The sequence below is a fragment of the Runella zeae DSM 19591 genome (assembly GCF_000423565.1).
Classification (GTDB): Bacteria; Bacteroidota; Bacteroidia; order Cytophagales; family Spirosomataceae; genus Runella; species Runella zeae.
Map to the genome: position 1 here is coordinate 97,705 of NZ_KE384037.1, position 18,362 is coordinate 116,066.

The following is an 18,362-nucleotide window of genomic DNA, read 5'->3' on the forward strand; positions in this document are numbered from 1 at the left end:
CGCTATTTACGAACTAATTCCACAAAATCAAACCCTACGGCATGTTTTTCATCTGGTAAATAGGAAACGCGATTTATCTCTTTCCAATCGTTTTTTTGGGGAATCTCAAAATAAGCATCACCTTCAAAATCGGCTCTTACTTCGGTCAAGTAAATTTTATGAGCATAAGGCGTAAACAAACGATAAATCTCCGCCCCACCAATGACAAAAGCCTCGTCTGCGCCTGTATTTTGAGCGGCAATGATAGCCTCTTCAACCGAACTCACCACAATGACACCCTCAAAATACCAGTCAGTATTTCTGGTAATTACGATAGAAGTTCGGTTAGGTAAAGGCTTGCCAATGGATTCAAAAGTCTTGCGACCCATCATAATCGGGTGCCCTGTTGTGAGTTTTTTAAATTGTTTGAGGTCATTGGGCAAATGCCATATCAATTGATTGTCACGACCAATCACGCCGTTTTGTGCCACGGCCACGATGAAAGAAATCTGCATAAGAAAAGTTGTAAATCTATAGAATACTACGAGTTTATTTTTGTCGCTGTTAGTCTTTTAAACCTGTTTCTCCATAATCATAATCTTTTAATAATTGTTAGTTCATTGATAAAAGCGCCAACAATGGCATAATATTTCTACTATTAAGCCCTTAGCGGTAGAGTTTATCCAGCGCAATAAACATCAACGCCCGCGATTTGCCCGAAGCAGGAGGAGCTTTCAACAGTAAGTAGGAGACATCTCAGGCGGCATAAGCTTTTTCTTGCATCTCGCGCATCCTGAGGGGATTGGTTTTGGCACTTTGGTCCGTTTGGGAATAACTGACGTGGACAATATCGGACATTTTCTATGACTCTCTGGTTTTGTATTTTTGATTGGGGTGATTGTCATGGTATAATTTAACCAAACGCTCCATTTCAATCATTCTCGGAATAATTCTATTGATTAAGTGTCGAGTTGATTTTCCAACTCTTTTAGCAATTTCCTCTAATGACATGTATTCATGTGCACACACTTGTTCAATAAAAGCGATTAATTCTTCATTTGTAAGTCGTTTTTTAGTAGAACTATCCTCATTAGAACTATCCTCACTTGAACTATCCTCATTAGAACTATCCTCACTTGAACTATCCTCACTTGAACTATCATTAGCTCTGTACTGCTTATTCAAATGATAGGTAGTCCAGCGGCCTTTGTTATCGGATACCAGTAAACCCCTCTTACAAAGATCTTGTAACAATTTTGTAATTTCTGTTTTATGTTTATCCACCAAGTATTGTAAACGCTGATTTGTAATATCACCCTCAATTTGACAGGTGGCTAACACAGTTAGTTCATCTCCTCCCAACACATCTATCTCATCTCCAAATAGAATTCTCAATTCAATAAGTGTATCATCTGGAATCGTACTCAACATAGGCAAATGCAACTCCAGTCTATCAGGTTTTGACTCAATGTACAAAAAGGGCCGTCGCCAATGAGCATTTTTCCACCCTGCCAAAATTTTACCCACTCCACTGCCTGCTTTTTCTGCACTACCTATCATCATAAACATCTTTTGGAGATTGTTATTTCTACATTCGCTGACTCCTCCCTGATAATACTGATCTAAAGACACTAATAAAGTCCCAGGATTGACAAACAAAAACGTCTCTAATCGACTCTCAATCACTATATTACCTGAGGCAGTATAGTCAGTATGGACTAAACTATTGATAAAAGCCTCACGTAGAGCTTCATGGGCTAGTGTCTCGTCTACGCGCCGACCTTCATAAAGTTGAAAAGGTTTCGGTAGTTTAGAAGAAAGTTTTGGCCAAACTTGGCGGTAAAATTGAAATAAATTTGCCTCCCATGTGCCATCGGGATATACTCGATCTGTCCATCTATCGGCAGGGTTATCAGAAAAATACTCTCGGTAATCAGGGAAAAATTTTGGGCAACAATCGTCGTCGACGATACTCAATGTTTTTCCAAACATCAACATCCCAGCTACCGTAGGGCCTTCTTTTCGAGTTTTACGGTCTATGGTATAAGCCCCTAACTGTATCAAAAACTCCTTGTCAGTCAGAGTAAGCCATGGGTGGTCTGGTTTTGAAGCTGATAAAAGTTGCTTGTATTGCCGTATAGAAGTCGCATCAAAATCTTCAAAATTATGATATGCAAGCATTCGCCCATCAGGCTTTAGAGTTAAATCAGCATCTGCCAACATTCGCCGTACTTCATCGTCTGTGCAATGATAATCGCCTTCGTGATTACGCTTATAAGTATTGCCAAATGGGTTTGTTGTCAAAAAAACAGGCTTTTGCGTTCGGGTAGCTACGGGTACATTGATAGCCAAAACCTCTTTCCCTTCTAATAAGCATACTTTAACATCTTGATTTTCGAGAATATTTTTTGAAACGGCTTTTCGATTATTGATTTGATTCCAAAAATCTCGCTGAAGTTTTTCGATGTGCTCCTTTCCTAACCCTTCAATCGTGAATACATTCTTTTTTTCGACAATACCCAAAGCAATTATACCACCTTGTGAATTAGCAAAAGCCGAATAGGTTTTCCAAAGGTCTTGTGGTAGACCTCCTAATGCCGACTTGAATTCTACCTCAAACGATTCAACCTCGGGAAATACCTCATTCTGTAGTACAAAAATTGGCTGGTTTTCAAAGTCAAAAAGGCTTAACTGTCTGTTATCTTGTACCATTTCCTTATTCTAATTAACCGAACCGTCAAAACGGCAAAAAATCACTGTATATCAGCACATTAATAAAAATTCCCTTTTTCTAATTAAGCAAAACTACCTCTCATTTCTTCCGCGCTTTTTTCTCTTTTTTAGCCGTTGTTGGTATTTTCACCACCGACCTTCTTTCAGCGTCGCAAAACACCACCAAAGACATCAACCATAATCTTTTAATAATTGTTAGTTCATTGATAAAAGCGCCAACAATGGCATAATATTTCTACCATTTCCTTTTTCTAATTAAGCAAAAACCACCTCTATATCAACATTTTAACAAATTATTCCTTTTCCTAATTAAGCAAAATAGACGTGGCAAAACGACTTTTATTCTTACCAAAGATAACAAAAAGTTCTTGTCGAAGAATCCTTTCACTATCTCTACCCCGTTCATCTACCCATACATTATCGCATCATGAATGCTTTCTTTCCTCCAAAACTAAACAAAAAATAAAAGCGTAGCCCTGTATCAAACAAGACTACGCTTTGGAAAATGATGAAAGTTCTTGCCTAAGGCTTAGGAGCCGACTTAGGCGCGAGGGAGTTGATCCAAGCCGCAATTTTGAGGGCTTCATCACGCGGCACCTGTGGCATAGGAGCCATAGGGGTAGCATAATCAGGCCAGTTTTGAGGCTTAGGATTATAGATAAGTTCTACGATTTTTTCGTTTGAATATTTGCGCTTAGCCACTTCAGTATAGGCCGGGCCTACTTGGCGTTTGTCGACCGCATGACAGGCCAAACAAGTATTTTTAGCCAACAAAGGTTTTACTTCTTCAAAAGTAGGTACTTTACCCGTAGCTGCTTTAGCGATGGTTTTAGTCTCAGTAGTTTTGGTAGGAACAGCGGTAGATTTAGTGCTTACTTCTGTCAGTTTCAGTTTCTCGCCATCTGGGATTTGATTGAGGGTGTAGTAAGCCGTAGGGTGTACCAATGACCAATACAAACCTGCCGAACGAAGTCCATCTAATTTGATTTCGTGCAAGTATGTTTCGCGGAGATTATCTACGATGATGCGTGCCTTCAACCCATCTTCTGATACTTTTACCCCTTTCACAGCGCACTTGGCTTCATTGACAGTAGGACTTCCGTACACAGGATGGTATTTGTAAGTAAAACTACGAATAGCGTATGAAGCTAAGTTTTGAGCTGATTTTTTATCAACTGGCAACGTAAATTCCACTTCAAAACCGTCGGGCATTGCTCTTACCGCCTTCATCTCAAAGGGTGTTTTACCAGTCCATACCAATCTTTGCAAGCCTTGATTGGCATCACCTGCCGAGCCCCAGCCACGGTTGGTTTCACCGATGTACAATGAGCCACCGTCGTTGGCCCAAGCCATCCGCAATACACCCGATTGGAATCCCGAACGGAAATCAAACGCCGCTCCTTGATATTCTCCTTTAACTTTTTCTAAGAAAACGCGCATTACTTTGCTTTGCCCTTGGTCTCCTACAAAAAGCTGCCCGTTGAAAGGCCCGAAGTTGCCATTGGTTTGGTCGGCAATGATTTCAGCGTTAGAAACCCCCAAGATTCCGTGAGGAAGCCATACGGCAGGTAGTTGGGTTTCGGGGTATTTCTTTTTCATATCTGCCAACGTCAAAAACTTCTCATTTTGAACGTTTTCGGGCTTGATAGCATTGCCGTTTTTATCGCGAGTTTTGCGGGGGTCAACCGTCGCATATACTTGTTCTTGGGTAATTTTGATAGGCGAGCCAGGCAGCGCATTAGCCCATTTCAAACCAGCGGGGTGGCCCATAAAAGCCCCTTTTTTGGCGTGCCAAATACCACCAGACCCAATCCAGTCGCCTTGGTTATCATCATAAAACAACTCCCCGTCAATCATCCCAAGTCCGCAGGGAGAGCGTACACCCGTAGCCCAAGGCTCCATTTGGCCTTCAGGAGAGATTTTAAAAATCCATCCACGCAAAGGCCGACGGCTTTCGCCTGCCCACCATTCTTCGTCTCCAAAGGCCACATTTCCCGATACAAAAAATGAACCATCAGGAGCGATTTTAGGCCCGAAGCTATATTCGTGATAGTGCGCCGATAGTGGCCAAGCATAGATAGTCTCATAAGTATCAGCTTTGCCATCATGGTCTTTATCAATAAGCTTTGTAAGCTCACCACGTTGGGCACAGATTAATGCACCATTTTGATAAGCCAAGCCCAAAATTTCGTGTAAGCCAGAAGCAAATTTGCGAAAGTAGGGTTTTGGGCCACTAGGATTGTCGAGCATCCATACATCACCCCGACGAGTTGCTACGGCCAAACGACCATCGGGTAGTGTCACCATTCCTCCAACTTCCAGTAACACGCCTTCGGGGACAGGTGGCGTTACAATTTTATAAAAGTCTTCTTCCGAAGGAGATTCTTGACCAAAAGCCAGCGAAAGACTCAAAGCAAGAGTGGTAAGGGTGCTAAAAACGCGTTTTTTCATTATTACTCTATTTCTAATATATTGGTTAATACTACTTCAAAATCGACAAGTACATCTTCGCCTGTTAGCTTTTCTGAGAAAGGAATGATCGTAACTGTACAGTCGGCCCGATAAACATAAGTTTGTTGCTCACTCATCGCAATCAGCCAAGCCAAACGCACTCCATTTTTTATCCAGTGTTCCATTTTATATTTTAGCTCTTGCAGATGATTCGTATCTGATTCAAGCTCTAATACAAAATCGGGTGCAAGATAAGGAAACGATTTCTTTTCTGCGGAAGAGAGTTGTTGCCATTTTTCTGATCGAATCCAAGCTACATCAGGAGCACGCATTGAGCGGTCGGCCAAAAAAAAACCACCGTTAGAATCAATCACCTTTCCAGCTTTGGTACGACGATTCCAAATTACAAATTCCGCATTGAGTTCACTATTGTTTGAACTCGTAAGAAGATGAGTTGGGGACATATCAATAAATATTTGACCATTCTCATCGCGCTCTACCCGAAGTTCTGGGTTGGCTTGGCAAAACACCACCAATTCTTCGTCGGTCAACTGCTCACGGGTCGGTATGTTTAGTGGAATTACCATCAATACACTGCTGATTGTCGAATAGTTGAACAAAGATATAGAATGATTCTGTAATTTTGCTTCATGCTTGCTTTCAGATATTTGTTCAAACACACTTTTCATACGCTACGCAGCCGAGCGGGGCGGGCCTTGTTGCTTTTGTTTTGGAAATACGGACACCGTCCTCGTTATCAGACTACTAAGGTACGTTTTGGGCGTTATGAATTTGAAGTTCCAGATGCCTTTTCGTGGCTTTGGCAATATGAAGAAATCTACGTGGAAGAATTTTACAAATTTCAATCTTCCTCCTCAACCCCCGTTATTTACGATTGTGGTGCCAATGTAGGCATGAGTGTTTTGTATTTTAAAGAACTTTATCCGCAAGCTCGTATCAAGGCCTTTGAAGCAGAACCTTCGATTGCGAATTATTTAACCCAAAATCTCAAAACAAACGGCATCACTGATGTAGAGATTATTCAAAAAGCCGTTTGGAAAGATACTCATGGCGTATGGTTTGGAGAAGGTCAAGCCGACGACGCCTCTATTTACGGCGAAGGCACAAAAAAACACATCCCTTCCGTGAGGTTGCGCGACCAGCTAGCCACCGAAACCAAAGTAGATTTCTTAAAAATCGACATCGAAGGAGCCGAAATCGAAGTCATTCCCGACTGTGCCGATGTACTCGACCGTGTACAACATCTTTTTGTCGAATTTCACGCTTATTTAGGTCAGCCTCAGGCATTGACAAAAGTAATAGAGGTAATCGAACAAGCCGGATTTCGTTATTATATTGATACCAATCAGCACCGCCGCTCGCCTTTTGTGAATCATCGCTACCGCAACAATGACGTCATGGATTTGCAACTGAATATTTCGGCTTGGCGGCCTCATGTCTAGCTTTTTATTCTAATCATCACCGCTTTGAAAGTCGTTCATGTAAGCACATATCATCGGTTTGGAGGAGCCGCTATCGCCGCTTTACGCTTGCATCACGCCCTGCGCTTAGAGGGCGTAGATTCGGCGCTACTCGTCCAAGACTCTGACCGTCCCGAAAGCCACGTAGCCGCAGTTGCTGATGGATTTTTGTCTAAAAAAATCGCTTTTGGACGCTTCGTCGCTGAGCGTCTTTACTTTTCGTTGAAAGAAAAAAACAAAAGTCTGCGTTTTCATTTCTCTCCTCTGTGGACGGGGACTGATATATCTACTCACCCTCTTATTCAAGCAGCCGACATCATCCATTTGCATTGGATTAACTTTGGATTTTTATCTCTTCGCTCCCTAGAAAAACTATTTTCTTTAGATAAACCCGTCGTTTGGACCATGCACGATATGTCCACTTTTACGGGGGGTTGCCATTATAGTCGCGAGTGTCAGCATTATCTTACGCATTGTCGTCACTGTCCTTATCTTAAGCATCCAAGTGCTACGGATTTGTCGTACCGGGTTTTTGAAAAAAAATCACAGTTATTCCAAAAAGCCAATCTTACGCTTGTGTCGCCAAGTGAATGGTTGGCGGATTTGGCACGGCACGCCGCCTCCACTCGGCATTTACCAGCATATGCTATTCCAAATCCTATTGACACCCAAATCTTTAAACCTAAAAATACGAAAGGTGAGTTGGGAGTAGCTCCTCACAAAAAATGGATTCTTTTTGCGGGAGTCAATACCCAAGACCCACGCAAAGGCTTTGCTTATTTCAAAGCGGCCACTCATCTCCTCGCTGACCGTGCGCACGAATGGGGCGTTGTGGTATTTGGCAAAACCTCACCTGAAGCCCTGAATGATTTGGGACTAGAAGTAAAATCGCTCGGAAGCTTGCCTGCCCACGAAGTTGTGAAAGTGTATCAGGCCGCCGATGTAATGGTAGTTCCTTCGCTAGAAGACAATTACCCCAATACGGTCATAGAAGCAATGGCTTGCGGCACGCCCGTGGTAGGTTTTGATACGGGTGGAATTCCAGAACAGATTCTTCATCTTCGTACGGGCTATGTGGCGCAACTTCATTCAGCAGAAGATTTAGCGCGCGGGATTCGGTTTGTGTTAGAAAACAACAACTATGCCTCTCTCAGTGAAGAGAATGTAAAAATAGTGACCCAACGCAACGCTTTTGAAGTAGTAGCACGACAGTATCAAAGGCTCTACGACAGCTGTGTCTGATGATTGATTTATCCTGTAAACTTAAAGTCAGAGACTTTATCCCTTTTTTGTCCCGACAGAATGTCGAGACTAGTAGTAGCTTGCCCCAAACTATCATTTGGGGCAAAAAATGGTGAGGCGGCTCCGACGCACAATACCTCATTTTATACCAATGTAAAGGGATTAATATTATATCTGTGCCAATTGATAACACGTCGATACAAACTCGGACTAAAATAACGATACACATTTCGAATCACTGCTTGGTCGGGCAAGATAGTATCAGGAAAAACCACTGCCGTTTCATAGATTTCTCCTCCTCTTAAACTATGCTCGTTGGTACCACTACCATCGTAGCCAATGTGCGTGATTTTGGATTTAGTGGGGTGTAAGCAGTAAGTTCCTGTTTTGTAATGATGATAAGTCCATCGTACGGCCCATGAATGTATCAAGCCTCGGCGCTGCTTGATGAGCATCGGTAGTAAGTCAGGCCCTGCTTTGGTAAATTCTCGTTTTTGGTCAGGAGACTCCAAAAAATTTGCAAAGTCCTGCACCTCCCAATCCGTTTGTTGCCAACGGTCTTTCCAAGTACCCCACCCCCAAGAACTTCCTCTCGGAATCAACAACACATCTTTGGTATAAGAAGTTGGAATCGGAAAAGGGTAAATATAGCCCGTCACGGAGCAAATGAGCGGGTCGTTGGTATAGCGTGTAAGTGCCTGATTCATAAACAATAGAAAATCAGAACTGCACAGCAAATCATCTTCCATTACGATGGCTTTATCATAACTCTCAAACACCTGCGACACCCCCGAAATCACTGATTTGGCTAGCCCCGAATTAGTCGTTGATTCATGAATAATAAGGTGTTTGAAACCCGTAATTTGTTTTACAAAATCCCTGACTGCTTGTACTTTTGGTAAGTCGTCATTAGTACTTTTAGGGCCATCTACAAACACAATCAGCGTACTATCAGCCGCCAAGGGGTTTTGTTGAAGACAAGTGACGGTCTGTTGCAGGAGCGAGAGTCGATTATAACAAAAAAGGACAACGGGTGCGAGTTCCATTAGAATACGATTGAGGCGCAAAGCCTATTGGTCGGTAGTTTTGATGGTATAGTTTTTGGTAAGCTGCCACAACAACGCCGGCGCAAAACGTTTTAGATATGTACCTAAAGTCTCCTTAAATCCTGCTATTACAATTTCGTTTTTACCTGATTTTAGGGCATTTACCATTTTGTGAGCACATACTTCTGCCGAAATTCCATTGGCCTGATTTTGATCCATTTTACCAAAAGGCTTGCCATCTTTACCAATGGCATTAATCGAAATGTTGGTTCTGATATAACCCGGACAAGCCACCGTTACTTGGATACCTTCCCGCCACACTTCGCCACGCAGCGCATCGAAAAAGCCTTGAATAGCATGTTTGGAAGCACTATAATAAGTGCGATAAGCGGTGCCGATTTTACCACTTACGCTACTTGTTACGAGAATTCCTCCTGATTTTTGGGCAAGCATATGAGGCAATACTTCCCGCGTCAGCAATACCACACTTGTAAAATTAGTATCCATCAATTTCTGAAAATCAGAAGGAGCAATGTCCAGAAATTTCTCTCTTTGGCTGATTCCGGCATTGGGTACAAGTATGTCTATTTTTCCAAAATGCTGAAGTACAAGTTGAGTATATCCTTTAAAAGTATCGGGTTGGAGCATATCTATCGGCAGAAGTAAGACCCTATCTTCGGCCAAATGAAGATCTTTTTTCACGCGTTCTAGTTCTTCTTTCCGACGAGCAGATAATACCAATTTGGCTCCTTCTTTCGCAAATTCATGCGCTAAGGCCTCCCCTATTCCCGACGAAGCACCTGTTATCCACACTACTTTGTGGGTAAGGTCATTTATTTTGCTCATTATTCGATTGACTTGTTGGGTGTTTGAATAATTTTTGTGCAATATCGCGCATTTTTGCGCGTTAATTCCACCAAATACATTTTTTATGGCCACTTCACGTCTGTGCGTTCCTCTTTTATTGATTGTTTTTGTATCTCAAGTTAAGGCTCAGCATTTTGCATTAAGCCGCCTTTTTTACCCCAATGTTACGCTACGTGCCGATTATATGCCCAGTGCCAACATGGGAAACAATCAAAGTTATGGCCTCAGTCGTACTTCGTTCAACGCTCTCATTCCCCTCAGAAGTGAAGTGGATGTGTCTTTTAGTTTACGAAAAAAGTTCGATTTGCGGGCGCGGCATTTTCTGATGCTTGCCAATGCTTCCCAAATCAATCCCACTATCAACAATACCATCTCGCCCGCCAATGGCTACAAAACCGCTTCTGTGGGTGTTTTGATGCTCCAAGCAAGCCTACGCGACCGCCTGTGGATTTATGGCGGAGGCTTGGGAATTACCGAAACCAACGAAACATTTTTTACGCCCCAACCTTTCTTTTGGGCAGGAGGTGCACGCATGAGGATATTGGGCCTACATACCCAAATCGCCTACGGGACAGCTCTGATTTTTAACCAGAAAGTAAGGTTAATTCCTATTTTTGGATTCAACAAACGTATCAATAAACAGTGGCGTGCATCGGGTCTATTGCCTTTCAGAGTAGATGTAAATCACCGCATCAACGAATGGTTTAACATCGATATGATAGGGTCATTTGACGGCTATAGTGCTGGATTTCAACATGTAACGAGCTTAGAAAAATCCCTACGCCGCAGCAATTACCAACACGTAAAGTTTTCGGTAGCTGCCAATGCTCACTTGTTTACGGTCTTCAATGTATCATTAGAAGCCGGATTGGGTACTTTTAGACAACTTCGCACCTTCAACTCGGCCCGCGAAAACCTCGGCACCGAGCGCCCCAACATCGCACCTTTTGTAGGCGCAAGTGTGAGGTATATTTCTAGCAAATCAAAATTATCGTCGCAGTTTACCCGCAAATTAGGTCTTGGCGAAAACGGTATTAATTGGTAAGCTCTAATTTCTATTGAGTTTTATTCCTAAAAAGCGAGGTGCCAGCAGAAGGTAAAGCCCGACAGCAACTACCCACTGTATCATCATGAGTGAAAAGTTGAACTCTGTAAGCATCCAAATCGTGGAGCTAGGTGCGGAGCTGCTAGGGTAGCCTACAATCAAAAATGCGTACAAGTTGTTGGTGGCATGAATCCCTAACGGCAATTCGAGCGATTCGTCGTTGAGCGTTAGTAAGGCAAAAAATAGCCCTACTCCTATGTAGTAAATCATAGCAATGCCAAGCGAGCCTACTGCTTCTATCTCGTCGTTGAAGCTATGCGCTAGACCAAACAATACCGACGTAATCACCACGCCTGCCCACAAATTCCAAGAGCCAATGCCCTGCATCAAATAGCCTCTAAAAAACAATTCTTCAAAAGAAGTTTGAAGCGGAATCAATAATATCCCGACCACTACGCAAGGCAAAAACTCGGCCCAATTGAGACTCAAAGTATATTTTTCGGGAAAACTAAGATAAGTCACCATCTCCACCGCTGCCGTACAGGCTACCCAAAGCCCGCCTGATTTGGCCACTCTTCCCCAATCCACGGCTGCAGTAGGGCGAATCATTGTCAAAGGATTTCGCTTATGAATGTGCTGCACAGAAAGCCATAAGGCAATAACCGACGTCACAAAACCCAAAAGCATCATTGCCAACACTGCATACACTGGCAGACTGTCGGGCGATGATTTCCATTCTATCAAAGCCCACCCTCCCGGAATAGACCCTAAAACATTGGCTATGATGACGAGCAAAAAAACTGCCACATAAATCCCTAATTTATTATTGCCTTGCCAAGCGGCATTTATATAAGGGTTTGGATTTTTAAACATAAGGCAAGATTCGGTTGGTTAATGATTGAGTTGTGAATGACAAAAATAACAGCATAGCAGACATTTTGTCATTTTAAAATTTTGAAACATTTTCAAAATAAGACATTTTGTCGTTTTATTTTTTTCTTATAAAAATCTTCAAAAAATCGACAAATCACTGATTATCAACAAAATAACAACACTTATCTCCAGTTTTCTTTATTTTTTATTGATTTCATGGTACAGAAGTTGAAGAAATAGATACGTCGCCGACAATGGCGAGAAAAAATTAAGAACTTAATCAAAACATTAAAATAACAACAACCATGGCAACTTTAGTAAAAACCAACGGAAACTTTCCTACTCTTTTCGGCAACGTATTTGGCAAAGACTTCAATGATCTTTTTGCTCCTGCTACCTTGAGCAACTACGGCGTTCCGGCTGTTAATATTGTAGAACACAACAACGGTTTTCGTCTTGAAGTAGCAGCTCCTGGCTTGAAAAAAGAAGATTTTAAAATCAACTTAGAAAACAACGTGTTGACTATTTCGGCACAGCAAGAGCAAAAAAACGAAGAAACCACCGAAAAATACACCCGTAAGGAATTTAGCTTTGCGAGCTTCCGCAGGTCATTCACTTTGCCCAATACCGTAGATGCAGAGCAAGTAAATGCTACTTATGCCGACGGAGTCCTCAAAATTGAACTTCCTAAAAAAGATGAAGCCAAGAAAACACCTCGTGTTATCGAAATTGGCTAATTCTTAAAAATGATTCCCTTCTTATCTAAAAAGGCCGCTTCAACTTCTGAAGCGGCCTTTTTAACTTTTTACAAAAGCACTATATCGTTGGCATTGGCGACTTCAAAATTTTGCTTTTTCAAATTGAGAAGTATCACCACCGACGATTCTTTGGCCTTGCCCACGGCCACGGTATTGCGGTTTTCATCCACAATCTCTACGGCTTCTCCTGCTTCAAACTCCCCTTCTACTTCCGTGATTCCGACGGCCAATAAACTTTTTCGGTTTTGCAGTGCTACGGCTGCGCCAGCGTCGATTTTGAGCTTTCCTGCCACCAAGCTACCACTACCAAGCCATCGGTTGCGCGATGAAAGGGTGCTTTCTTGAGCGGCAAAGACAGTGCCCGTTTTTTCTTCAAAAGCCCGCAAAATGCCGTCCTTTTCTTTCATCCCAAAAATGATGGTTCGGATTCCCATGCGCATGGCGAGCTTGGCGAAAGTGAGCTTAGAAGTCATTCCGCCTAAACCCACACTCGATTTGTCGGTACGCGCATATTTAAACACATCCTTGACCTGCTCTACTTGAGGGATAATCTGCCCTTGGTCGTCCATCAATCCTCCCACCGACGTACAAAGCATGAGCGTATCGGCCCCAAACCCTACGGCAATGAGTGTCGCAAGTTCGTCATTGTCCGAAAATTTAAGCTCAAGACTGCTCACTACATCGTTTTCGTTGACAATGGGGATAATGCCGTTTTCCCACAATTCTTGAAATGTTTCTTTCATTTGCAAAAATTGGTCACGATTGGCAAAATGCCCACGTTCACAAAGGCTTTGTGCCACGGGGATTTCGTAGGGGGCAAAAAATTGGGCGTATTTGTTGAGCAAAAGTAAATTACCAATCGCAGCTGCTGCTTTTCGTTGGGCTATTTCGCCCGCATAATTGCGGATATACTGTTTTCCTGCCGCCACTGCCCCCGACGACACTATCACTACATGGTAATCATTGTAAAGCTGCGCCACTTGACGCGCTATCTCGACCATTACCAAGGGGTTGAGTTCACCGTTGGGTTTGGTAATAGCCGCACTTCCAAATTTAATAACTAAGATGGGTTTTGACATGTATCATAATCTTTGCGGCAAAGTTACAAAGGCAAGGGGCATCGACAAATTTCCCTTGCTTTGAACAAAAAAATACCTCGGTCATTCAGAAGTTAAACCTGAATGCCGAGGTATTTTATTGTTCTTACTTTCTCCTATTTATCAAACCATTGTGGAGCATCGAGTGTCAAGCCGGAAGGGGTGTTGGGATTGGAGTTTACCTCCTCACTACGATACAGCAAACGGCGTATCAATCCCGCTACAGGTGCGCCTGTGGGAGTAGTCATAGTGGGAATTTCCTGTCCTACGGCTCCCGAACGGCGATGCTGTACCCAACCTTCGATGGGGCGCATAAACAAATCCAAGTATTGTTGCTGGGCCAAAACCGTTTTGTAATTAGCAGTAGTAAGCACTGGTAAACCCGCCGCATAAGCATCAGCTTGGGCAGTGGGCACCCCAAAAGAAACCAATGATTCTTTCACACCCGCCCGCATTTTGGTAGTAGCGGCGTCGAACCCTCCCGGAGCGAAACCACGAGCGATGGCTTCAGCCTCAAACAAAAGCTGCTCTGAATACGAAAATGATACTTCCGGCAAATCAGCTTTGAGAAGGTTCATATTGACCAACGCCGATTTGGTAGTATAAGTCTCTACGGAATTGAGTGCAATAAATTCGTTGGCCGCCGCATCAGGGCCGGGCTGGAAAAAGTACGGAATACGCGGATCTTTGAGTGAAACCAATAAATCATAGACGGGTTTTGAACAATACCAATCCGACTGCACACCTCCCCTAAAAATAGCAGTAAAAGAGAAGCGGGGATTTTGACGACCCGGCTGATTGAAATATTTATACAACATCGCATCGGCTGAGGAAGAAATCATGTTTCCGCCTGCTATCAGTTGCCCGATCGCCGCACCTTTGGAGGCATCAGCATCTACCATAGAAAACAAAATTCTCATTTTCAATGAATTAGCAAATTTTCTCCATTTTGCCATATCTCCGCCGTAATACAAGTCATTGGGAGCTACGATACCTTTGCTGTTGACATCAATCAGCCCAAGAGCTTCGTCAAGCATAGCCACACAGCCGTTCAATACGTCTTGTTGTTTGTCAAATTTCGGGAAATCTACTTTTCCCGTGGCAGCTTCTGTAAAAGGAATATCTCCCCAAAGTAAAGAGGTCTGGGCATAAGCAAACGCCATCAAAATCTTGCACTGAGCCACTGCATTTTTATTAACGGGTTGGCTACTTTGGGCAATATCTACCGCCACATTAAGATTTTTGAGCACATCAGTGTAAGTACGCCCCCAAGCACTACGGATACGGGTTTGGTCATACTGCGCTTGCGACAATCCCCAACGCCCTCCCGAAGCCCACATTTGATTCATAAGGGCAACAGGCCAAGTAAGTTCGGCAACGCGCAAAAGCGAAAACTGCGTGGCGGCTCCCGAAAACAACAAAGCCGGGTCGACAGAAGTAGAGCGATTGGGATCGACATTGATGTCACTATCTTTGAAACAAGCCGTTGTTGAAAGTGCCAACAGAGCGACTATAATCAGCTTTTTCATATGGATAATCGATTATGATAGTTCTAAAACAAAAATGAAAATGAAATGTTAGAATGTGAATCTTAAATTGCCTCCTATGGTACGGCTACTCGGAATACTGCCCCTTTCTAAGCCTTCTCCGATGAGTCCTGTTCCTAAGACGTTTGCTTCGGGGTCAATATGTGGTACTTTAGAACTGATAATCCACAAATTACGACCTTCCACTCCCAATGAAATATTTCCAAAAGGAGTCTTGCTAATCCAAGATTTGGGCAAATTGTAGGCAACTCTCACTTCGCGTAGCTTGGTATAAGAGCCGTCAAACACGTTGTTTTCGGGACTTACGGAATTGTCTAACTGACTCCAATACTGTTGTACGCTCGCCACGGGAGTGGTATTCGGACTAAAACTTCCGTCGGCATTACGAATTACGCCGGGGTCCACAAAAGGCGTGCGATTATTGACCGCCGTTTCGGCAGCCAATCCGCTTCCTCTTACGATACTCACCGTTTGGGAGTTAATCACGCCGCCTTTGCGTACATCTATCAAGAAGTTAAAATCAATCCCTTTATAAGAAAAAGAGTTGTTGATACCCAATGTCCAATCGGGATAAATCGACCCCAACACTTTACGTGGCCCTGGCGTACGCAAGCCTGTAGTAGGATTGATGATGATATTTCCTTGAGGATCTCTCAGCCATCCTACGCCTTGAATACTAAAAGTCTCTCCCGGACGCGCTACGATAAATATCCCAAATCCATCCCCTGAGGTAGTGATAAATTCTGAAAGACCAGGCGCTAAAGACTCCACACGGTTGATATTACGATTGAAATTGAAGGCCGCATCCCAGCGCAATCCCGAACGGGTTTTGAGCGGGGTTACGGTTAGCATGGCTTCGAGACCTCGGTTCGAGATTTCGCCCACGTTGAGCCGACGCGCAGAGTAACCCGTAGTTTGCGGAACCGCAATCGAAATAATCTGGTCGTAATTAAGGGTTTTGTAATAAGTCATATCCAACCCAATGCGTCCTCCCAAAAACTTCAATTCTGCCCCAAATTCATAAGAGGTTTGTTGCTGAGGTTTGAGATTGGTAGGAGGCAAGATGTTGGTCGCTCCAAATGCCGAAGCGCCTCCAATAGGATACAAGATATTGAAAGTATAAATGTCGCTTGCTTGTGTTAGCGGATTATACGTAAATGACAACTGATAAGGGTCTTCGTCCGAACCTACATTGGCGTAGTTGGCGCGGAGCTTGGCATAACTCAATATGTCGTTTTTGACAATCCCCAAATTAGGGAAAGCCTCGGTCAACACAAACGAAACACTAGCCGATGGATAAAAATAAGAGTTGTTGTTGACAGGTAGCGTAGAAGACCAATCGTTTCGACCTGTTACGTTTAAGAACAAATAATTTTTGTAGTCAAAACTGAAGTCACCATATACCCCAAAGATTTCACGTCGACTAAAGAAATTGGAAGGTACATTAGATTGTGCATTAGCAAAAGTGTAAAGTTGGTCAATATTAAGCCCTTCAGACAACAACCGCGACCGACGAATGGTACGCTGATTGAACTGATGCCCTACGATTCCTTTGAAAGACCAGCTATCGGTTATTTTACGAGAAACTGTTCCCAAGATATCAGTCTGTAGCTCGCGTTCAAAAATGTCATTGGTTTCAAATTGACCATTCAAGCGCCCCCGTGTACCTTTGCGGGTTACAGAACGGCGATTTTCGGTAAAAAAATCGGTACCGACACGCCCCGTTACATTGAACCAAGGAGCTACGTCGTAGCTGAGGCTCGTTCCACCATAGACTCTATCTACTGAGTTAGAGAAACGATTGAACGTAGTTACAAAATAAGGATTATTTTGTACACCATTGAGGTCAATAGACCGTGCCAAGTCGCCCGTCCATCCTGCCGGAACAGCCTGAGTAGCGGGAGCAAAAAGATTGTTTTTCAGCTCATTAATATCTACCGTTACGGGTAGCCCTGCCAAAATCGTAGCGATGATGTTGGTGGTATTTGAACCTTGTTGGGGTCGCCCGTCGCTGGTGGTACGCACGTAGTTTACCCAAGCCCTTGAAGTAAGTTTATCCGTAATTTTCTTACCAGCATTGATAGCAAAGGTATTTCGGTTGAGTTCCGACCCTGGCACTGTACCCGTTTGGCGAAGATTTGTATAACCAATCCGGTAGTCGCCTTGCTCAGTGGCACCGTCAAGCGACACGCTGTTAATCATCGTATGCCCTGTTACAAAGAAGTTTTTCCAATTTTGTGGATAAGCTTGCAGGCTTTGAACAGTTTCACCTTTATAGTCTCTAACAGGCCCCGTAATACTCGAAATCTTAGGTCCCCAGCCGTTTCCTAGTTGGGGATTATAGACGCCTAAGTTACCTTGGGCGTACTCGGTTTGTAACTCAGGGACGCGCAAAACATTATCGGTACGATACGAAGAGTTGACGGTCACGTTCATTTTTTTTGCCCCTTCTTTACCTCTTTTTGTGGTAATCACAATCACACCATTCCGCGCTCTCGAACCATACAAAGCTGATGCGGCAGCACCTTTCAGTACGGTCATGGTTTCGATATCGTCGGGGTTAAGGTCTCCAGCACGGTTTCCGACGTCAACGCCACCCGTTACGATGTCAGTTTCTGAATTGTTGAATGAAGAGTTTGAAATCGGCATCCCATCCACCACAAACAAAGGCTCACTAGAACTTGAAATCGAGTTGGCACCCCGAATCATGACCCGACTTGAGCCACCTACGGTGCCTGATTGTTGCGAAATCCGAACCCCCGCAATACGCCCTGCCATGGAGTTGAGTAAGTTTGGGTCACGTGCTTTGACGAGTTCCGAACCTCCAATCGTCGATACCGCATAACCAAGTTCTTTCTTTTCCCGTACGATGGCGTTGGCCGTCACTACCACTTCATTGAGGTTTACCAAATCAGCTTCAAGCTGAATGTTCAGGGTTGTCTTGTTTCCAATTTCTACTTCGGCAGTTTTGTAGCCAATAAACGAAAACACCAACGTTCCAGCTTTATCAGGTACCGTAATTTGATACGTTCCATCCACTTTGGTGGCTGTCCCTACATTGCTTCCTTTGAGCAACACATTTACCCCCGGCACGGCCTCATTTTCGGGAGAGGTAACCTTACCCGAAATCGTCCTTGATTGACCCCAGCCTAGCAAGGACATACCAAGTGCTACTAAGAAAAGTAACAGTCTTTTCATAAAAAATTTGATGTTTGTTTGTTAGTGAAAGAAAATAGTATCCTA

The 18,362-nt window shown here is 43.4% G+C and carries 14 protein-coding genes; 4 read left to right on the forward strand and 10 right to left on the reverse strand.

What is annotated here, in order from left to right; all coding sequences use genetic code 11:
- Positions 1-2 precede the first annotated feature (2 nt).
- The 4 genes from G563_RS0121355 to G563_RS0121370 all read right to left on the reverse strand — a co-directional run bounded on the left by G563_RS0121355 (position 3) and on the right by G563_RS0121370 (position 5,750).
- Positions 3-494 (reverse strand): dihydrofolate reductase, encoded by a 492-nt coding sequence (locus G563_RS0121355; protein ID WP_028667094.1) that lies wholly within the window; start codon positions 492-494, stop codon positions 3-5.
- Positions 495-840: 346 nt separating this feature from the next.
- On the reverse strand, positions 841-2,691 hold the full coding sequence (locus G563_RS0121360; protein ID WP_028667095.1) for a DUF8451 domain-containing protein: 1,851 nt from the start codon (positions 2,689-2,691) through the stop codon (positions 841-843).
- A gap of 543 nt (positions 2,692-3,234) precedes the next feature.
- Positions 3,235-5,163, reverse strand: coding sequence for a c-type cytochrome (locus tag G563_RS0121365; RefSeq protein WP_028667096.1), 1,929 nt, complete (start codon positions 5,161-5,163; stop codon positions 3,235-3,237).
- Positions 5,164-5,165: 2 nt separating this feature from the next.
- Positions 5,166-5,750, reverse strand: coding sequence for a Uma2 family endonuclease (locus G563_RS0121370; protein ID WP_028667097.1), 585 nt, complete (start codon positions 5,748-5,750; stop codon positions 5,166-5,168).
- A 63-nt stretch (positions 5,751-5,813) separates the two neighbouring features.
- Here G563_RS0121370 and G563_RS0121375 point away from each other — a divergent pair, with 63 nt between their 5' ends.
- Positions 5,814-6,626, forward strand: coding sequence for an FkbM family methyltransferase (locus G563_RS0121375; RefSeq protein ID WP_028667098.1), 813 nt, complete (start codon positions 5,814-5,816; stop codon positions 6,624-6,626).
- 24 nt (positions 6,627-6,650) lie between these two features.
- A complete protein-coding gene (locus tag G563_RS0121380) occupies positions 6,651-7,886 on the forward strand; it encodes a glycosyltransferase family 4 protein (protein ID WP_028667099.1) in 1,236 nt (411 codons plus the stop codon).
- A 143-nt stretch (positions 7,887-8,029) separates the two neighbouring features.
- Here the strand turns inward: G563_RS0121380 and G563_RS0121385 are convergent, their stop codons facing one another.
- Both G563_RS0121385 and G563_RS0121390 read right to left on the reverse strand, forming a co-directional pair.
- On the reverse strand, positions 8,030-8,932 hold the full coding sequence (locus G563_RS0121385) for a glycosyltransferase family protein (protein ID WP_037327773.1): 903 nt from the start codon (positions 8,930-8,932) through the stop codon (positions 8,030-8,032).
- Between the two features lie 24 nt (positions 8,933-8,956).
- Positions 8,957-9,778, reverse strand: coding sequence for an SDR family oxidoreductase (locus G563_RS0121390; RefSeq protein ID WP_037327775.1), 822 nt, complete (start codon positions 9,776-9,778; stop codon positions 8,957-8,959).
- A gap of 85 nt (positions 9,779-9,863) precedes the next feature.
- Between G563_RS0121390 and G563_RS0121395 the strand changes: the two genes are divergently transcribed.
- Entirely contained in the window at positions 9,864-10,844 is a 981-nt protein-coding gene (locus G563_RS0121395; RefSeq protein ID WP_028667102.1) for a hypothetical protein, read from the forward strand.
- A 3-nt stretch (positions 10,845-10,847) separates the two neighbouring features.
- On the opposite strand, the gene G563_RS37175 is transcribed toward G563_RS0121395, so the two are convergent.
- Positions 10,848-11,717, reverse strand: a complete 870-nt coding sequence (locus tag G563_RS37175) for a CPBP family intramembrane glutamic endopeptidase (RefSeq protein ID WP_051211119.1) — start codon at positions 11,715-11,717, stop codon at positions 10,848-10,850.
- A 305-nt stretch (positions 11,718-12,022) separates the two neighbouring features.
- On the opposite strand from G563_RS37175, the gene G563_RS0121405 reads away from it, so the two are divergent.
- Positions 12,023-12,454 carry an Hsp20/alpha crystallin family protein gene (locus G563_RS0121405; RefSeq protein ID WP_028667103.1) on the forward strand — a complete coding sequence of 144 codons (432 nt, stop codon included), beginning with the start codon at positions 12,023-12,025 and terminating at the stop codon, positions 12,452-12,454.
- Positions 12,455-12,522: 68 nt separating this feature from the next.
- On the opposite strand, the gene proB is transcribed toward G563_RS0121405, so the two are convergent.
- From proB to G563_RS0121420, 3 genes are all read right to left on the reverse strand, one after another.
- The gene (proB, locus tag G563_RS0121410; protein WP_028667104.1) at positions 12,523-13,554 is read right to left on the reverse strand and encodes a glutamate 5-kinase; all 1,032 of its coding nucleotides are present in this window, start codon (positions 13,552-13,554) and stop codon (positions 12,523-12,525) included.
- A 134-nt stretch (positions 13,555-13,688) separates the two neighbouring features.
- A complete protein-coding gene (locus G563_RS0121415; protein WP_028667105.1) occupies positions 13,689-15,101 on the reverse strand; it encodes a SusD/RagB family nutrient-binding outer membrane lipoprotein in 1,413 nt (470 codons plus the stop codon).
- 48 nt (positions 15,102-15,149) lie between these two features.
- Positions 15,150-18,317 (reverse strand): SusC/RagA family TonB-linked outer membrane protein, encoded by a 3,168-nt coding sequence (locus G563_RS0121420; RefSeq protein WP_037327778.1) that lies wholly within the window; start codon positions 18,315-18,317, stop codon positions 15,150-15,152.
- Between the last annotated feature and the right edge of the window lie 45 nt (positions 18,318-18,362).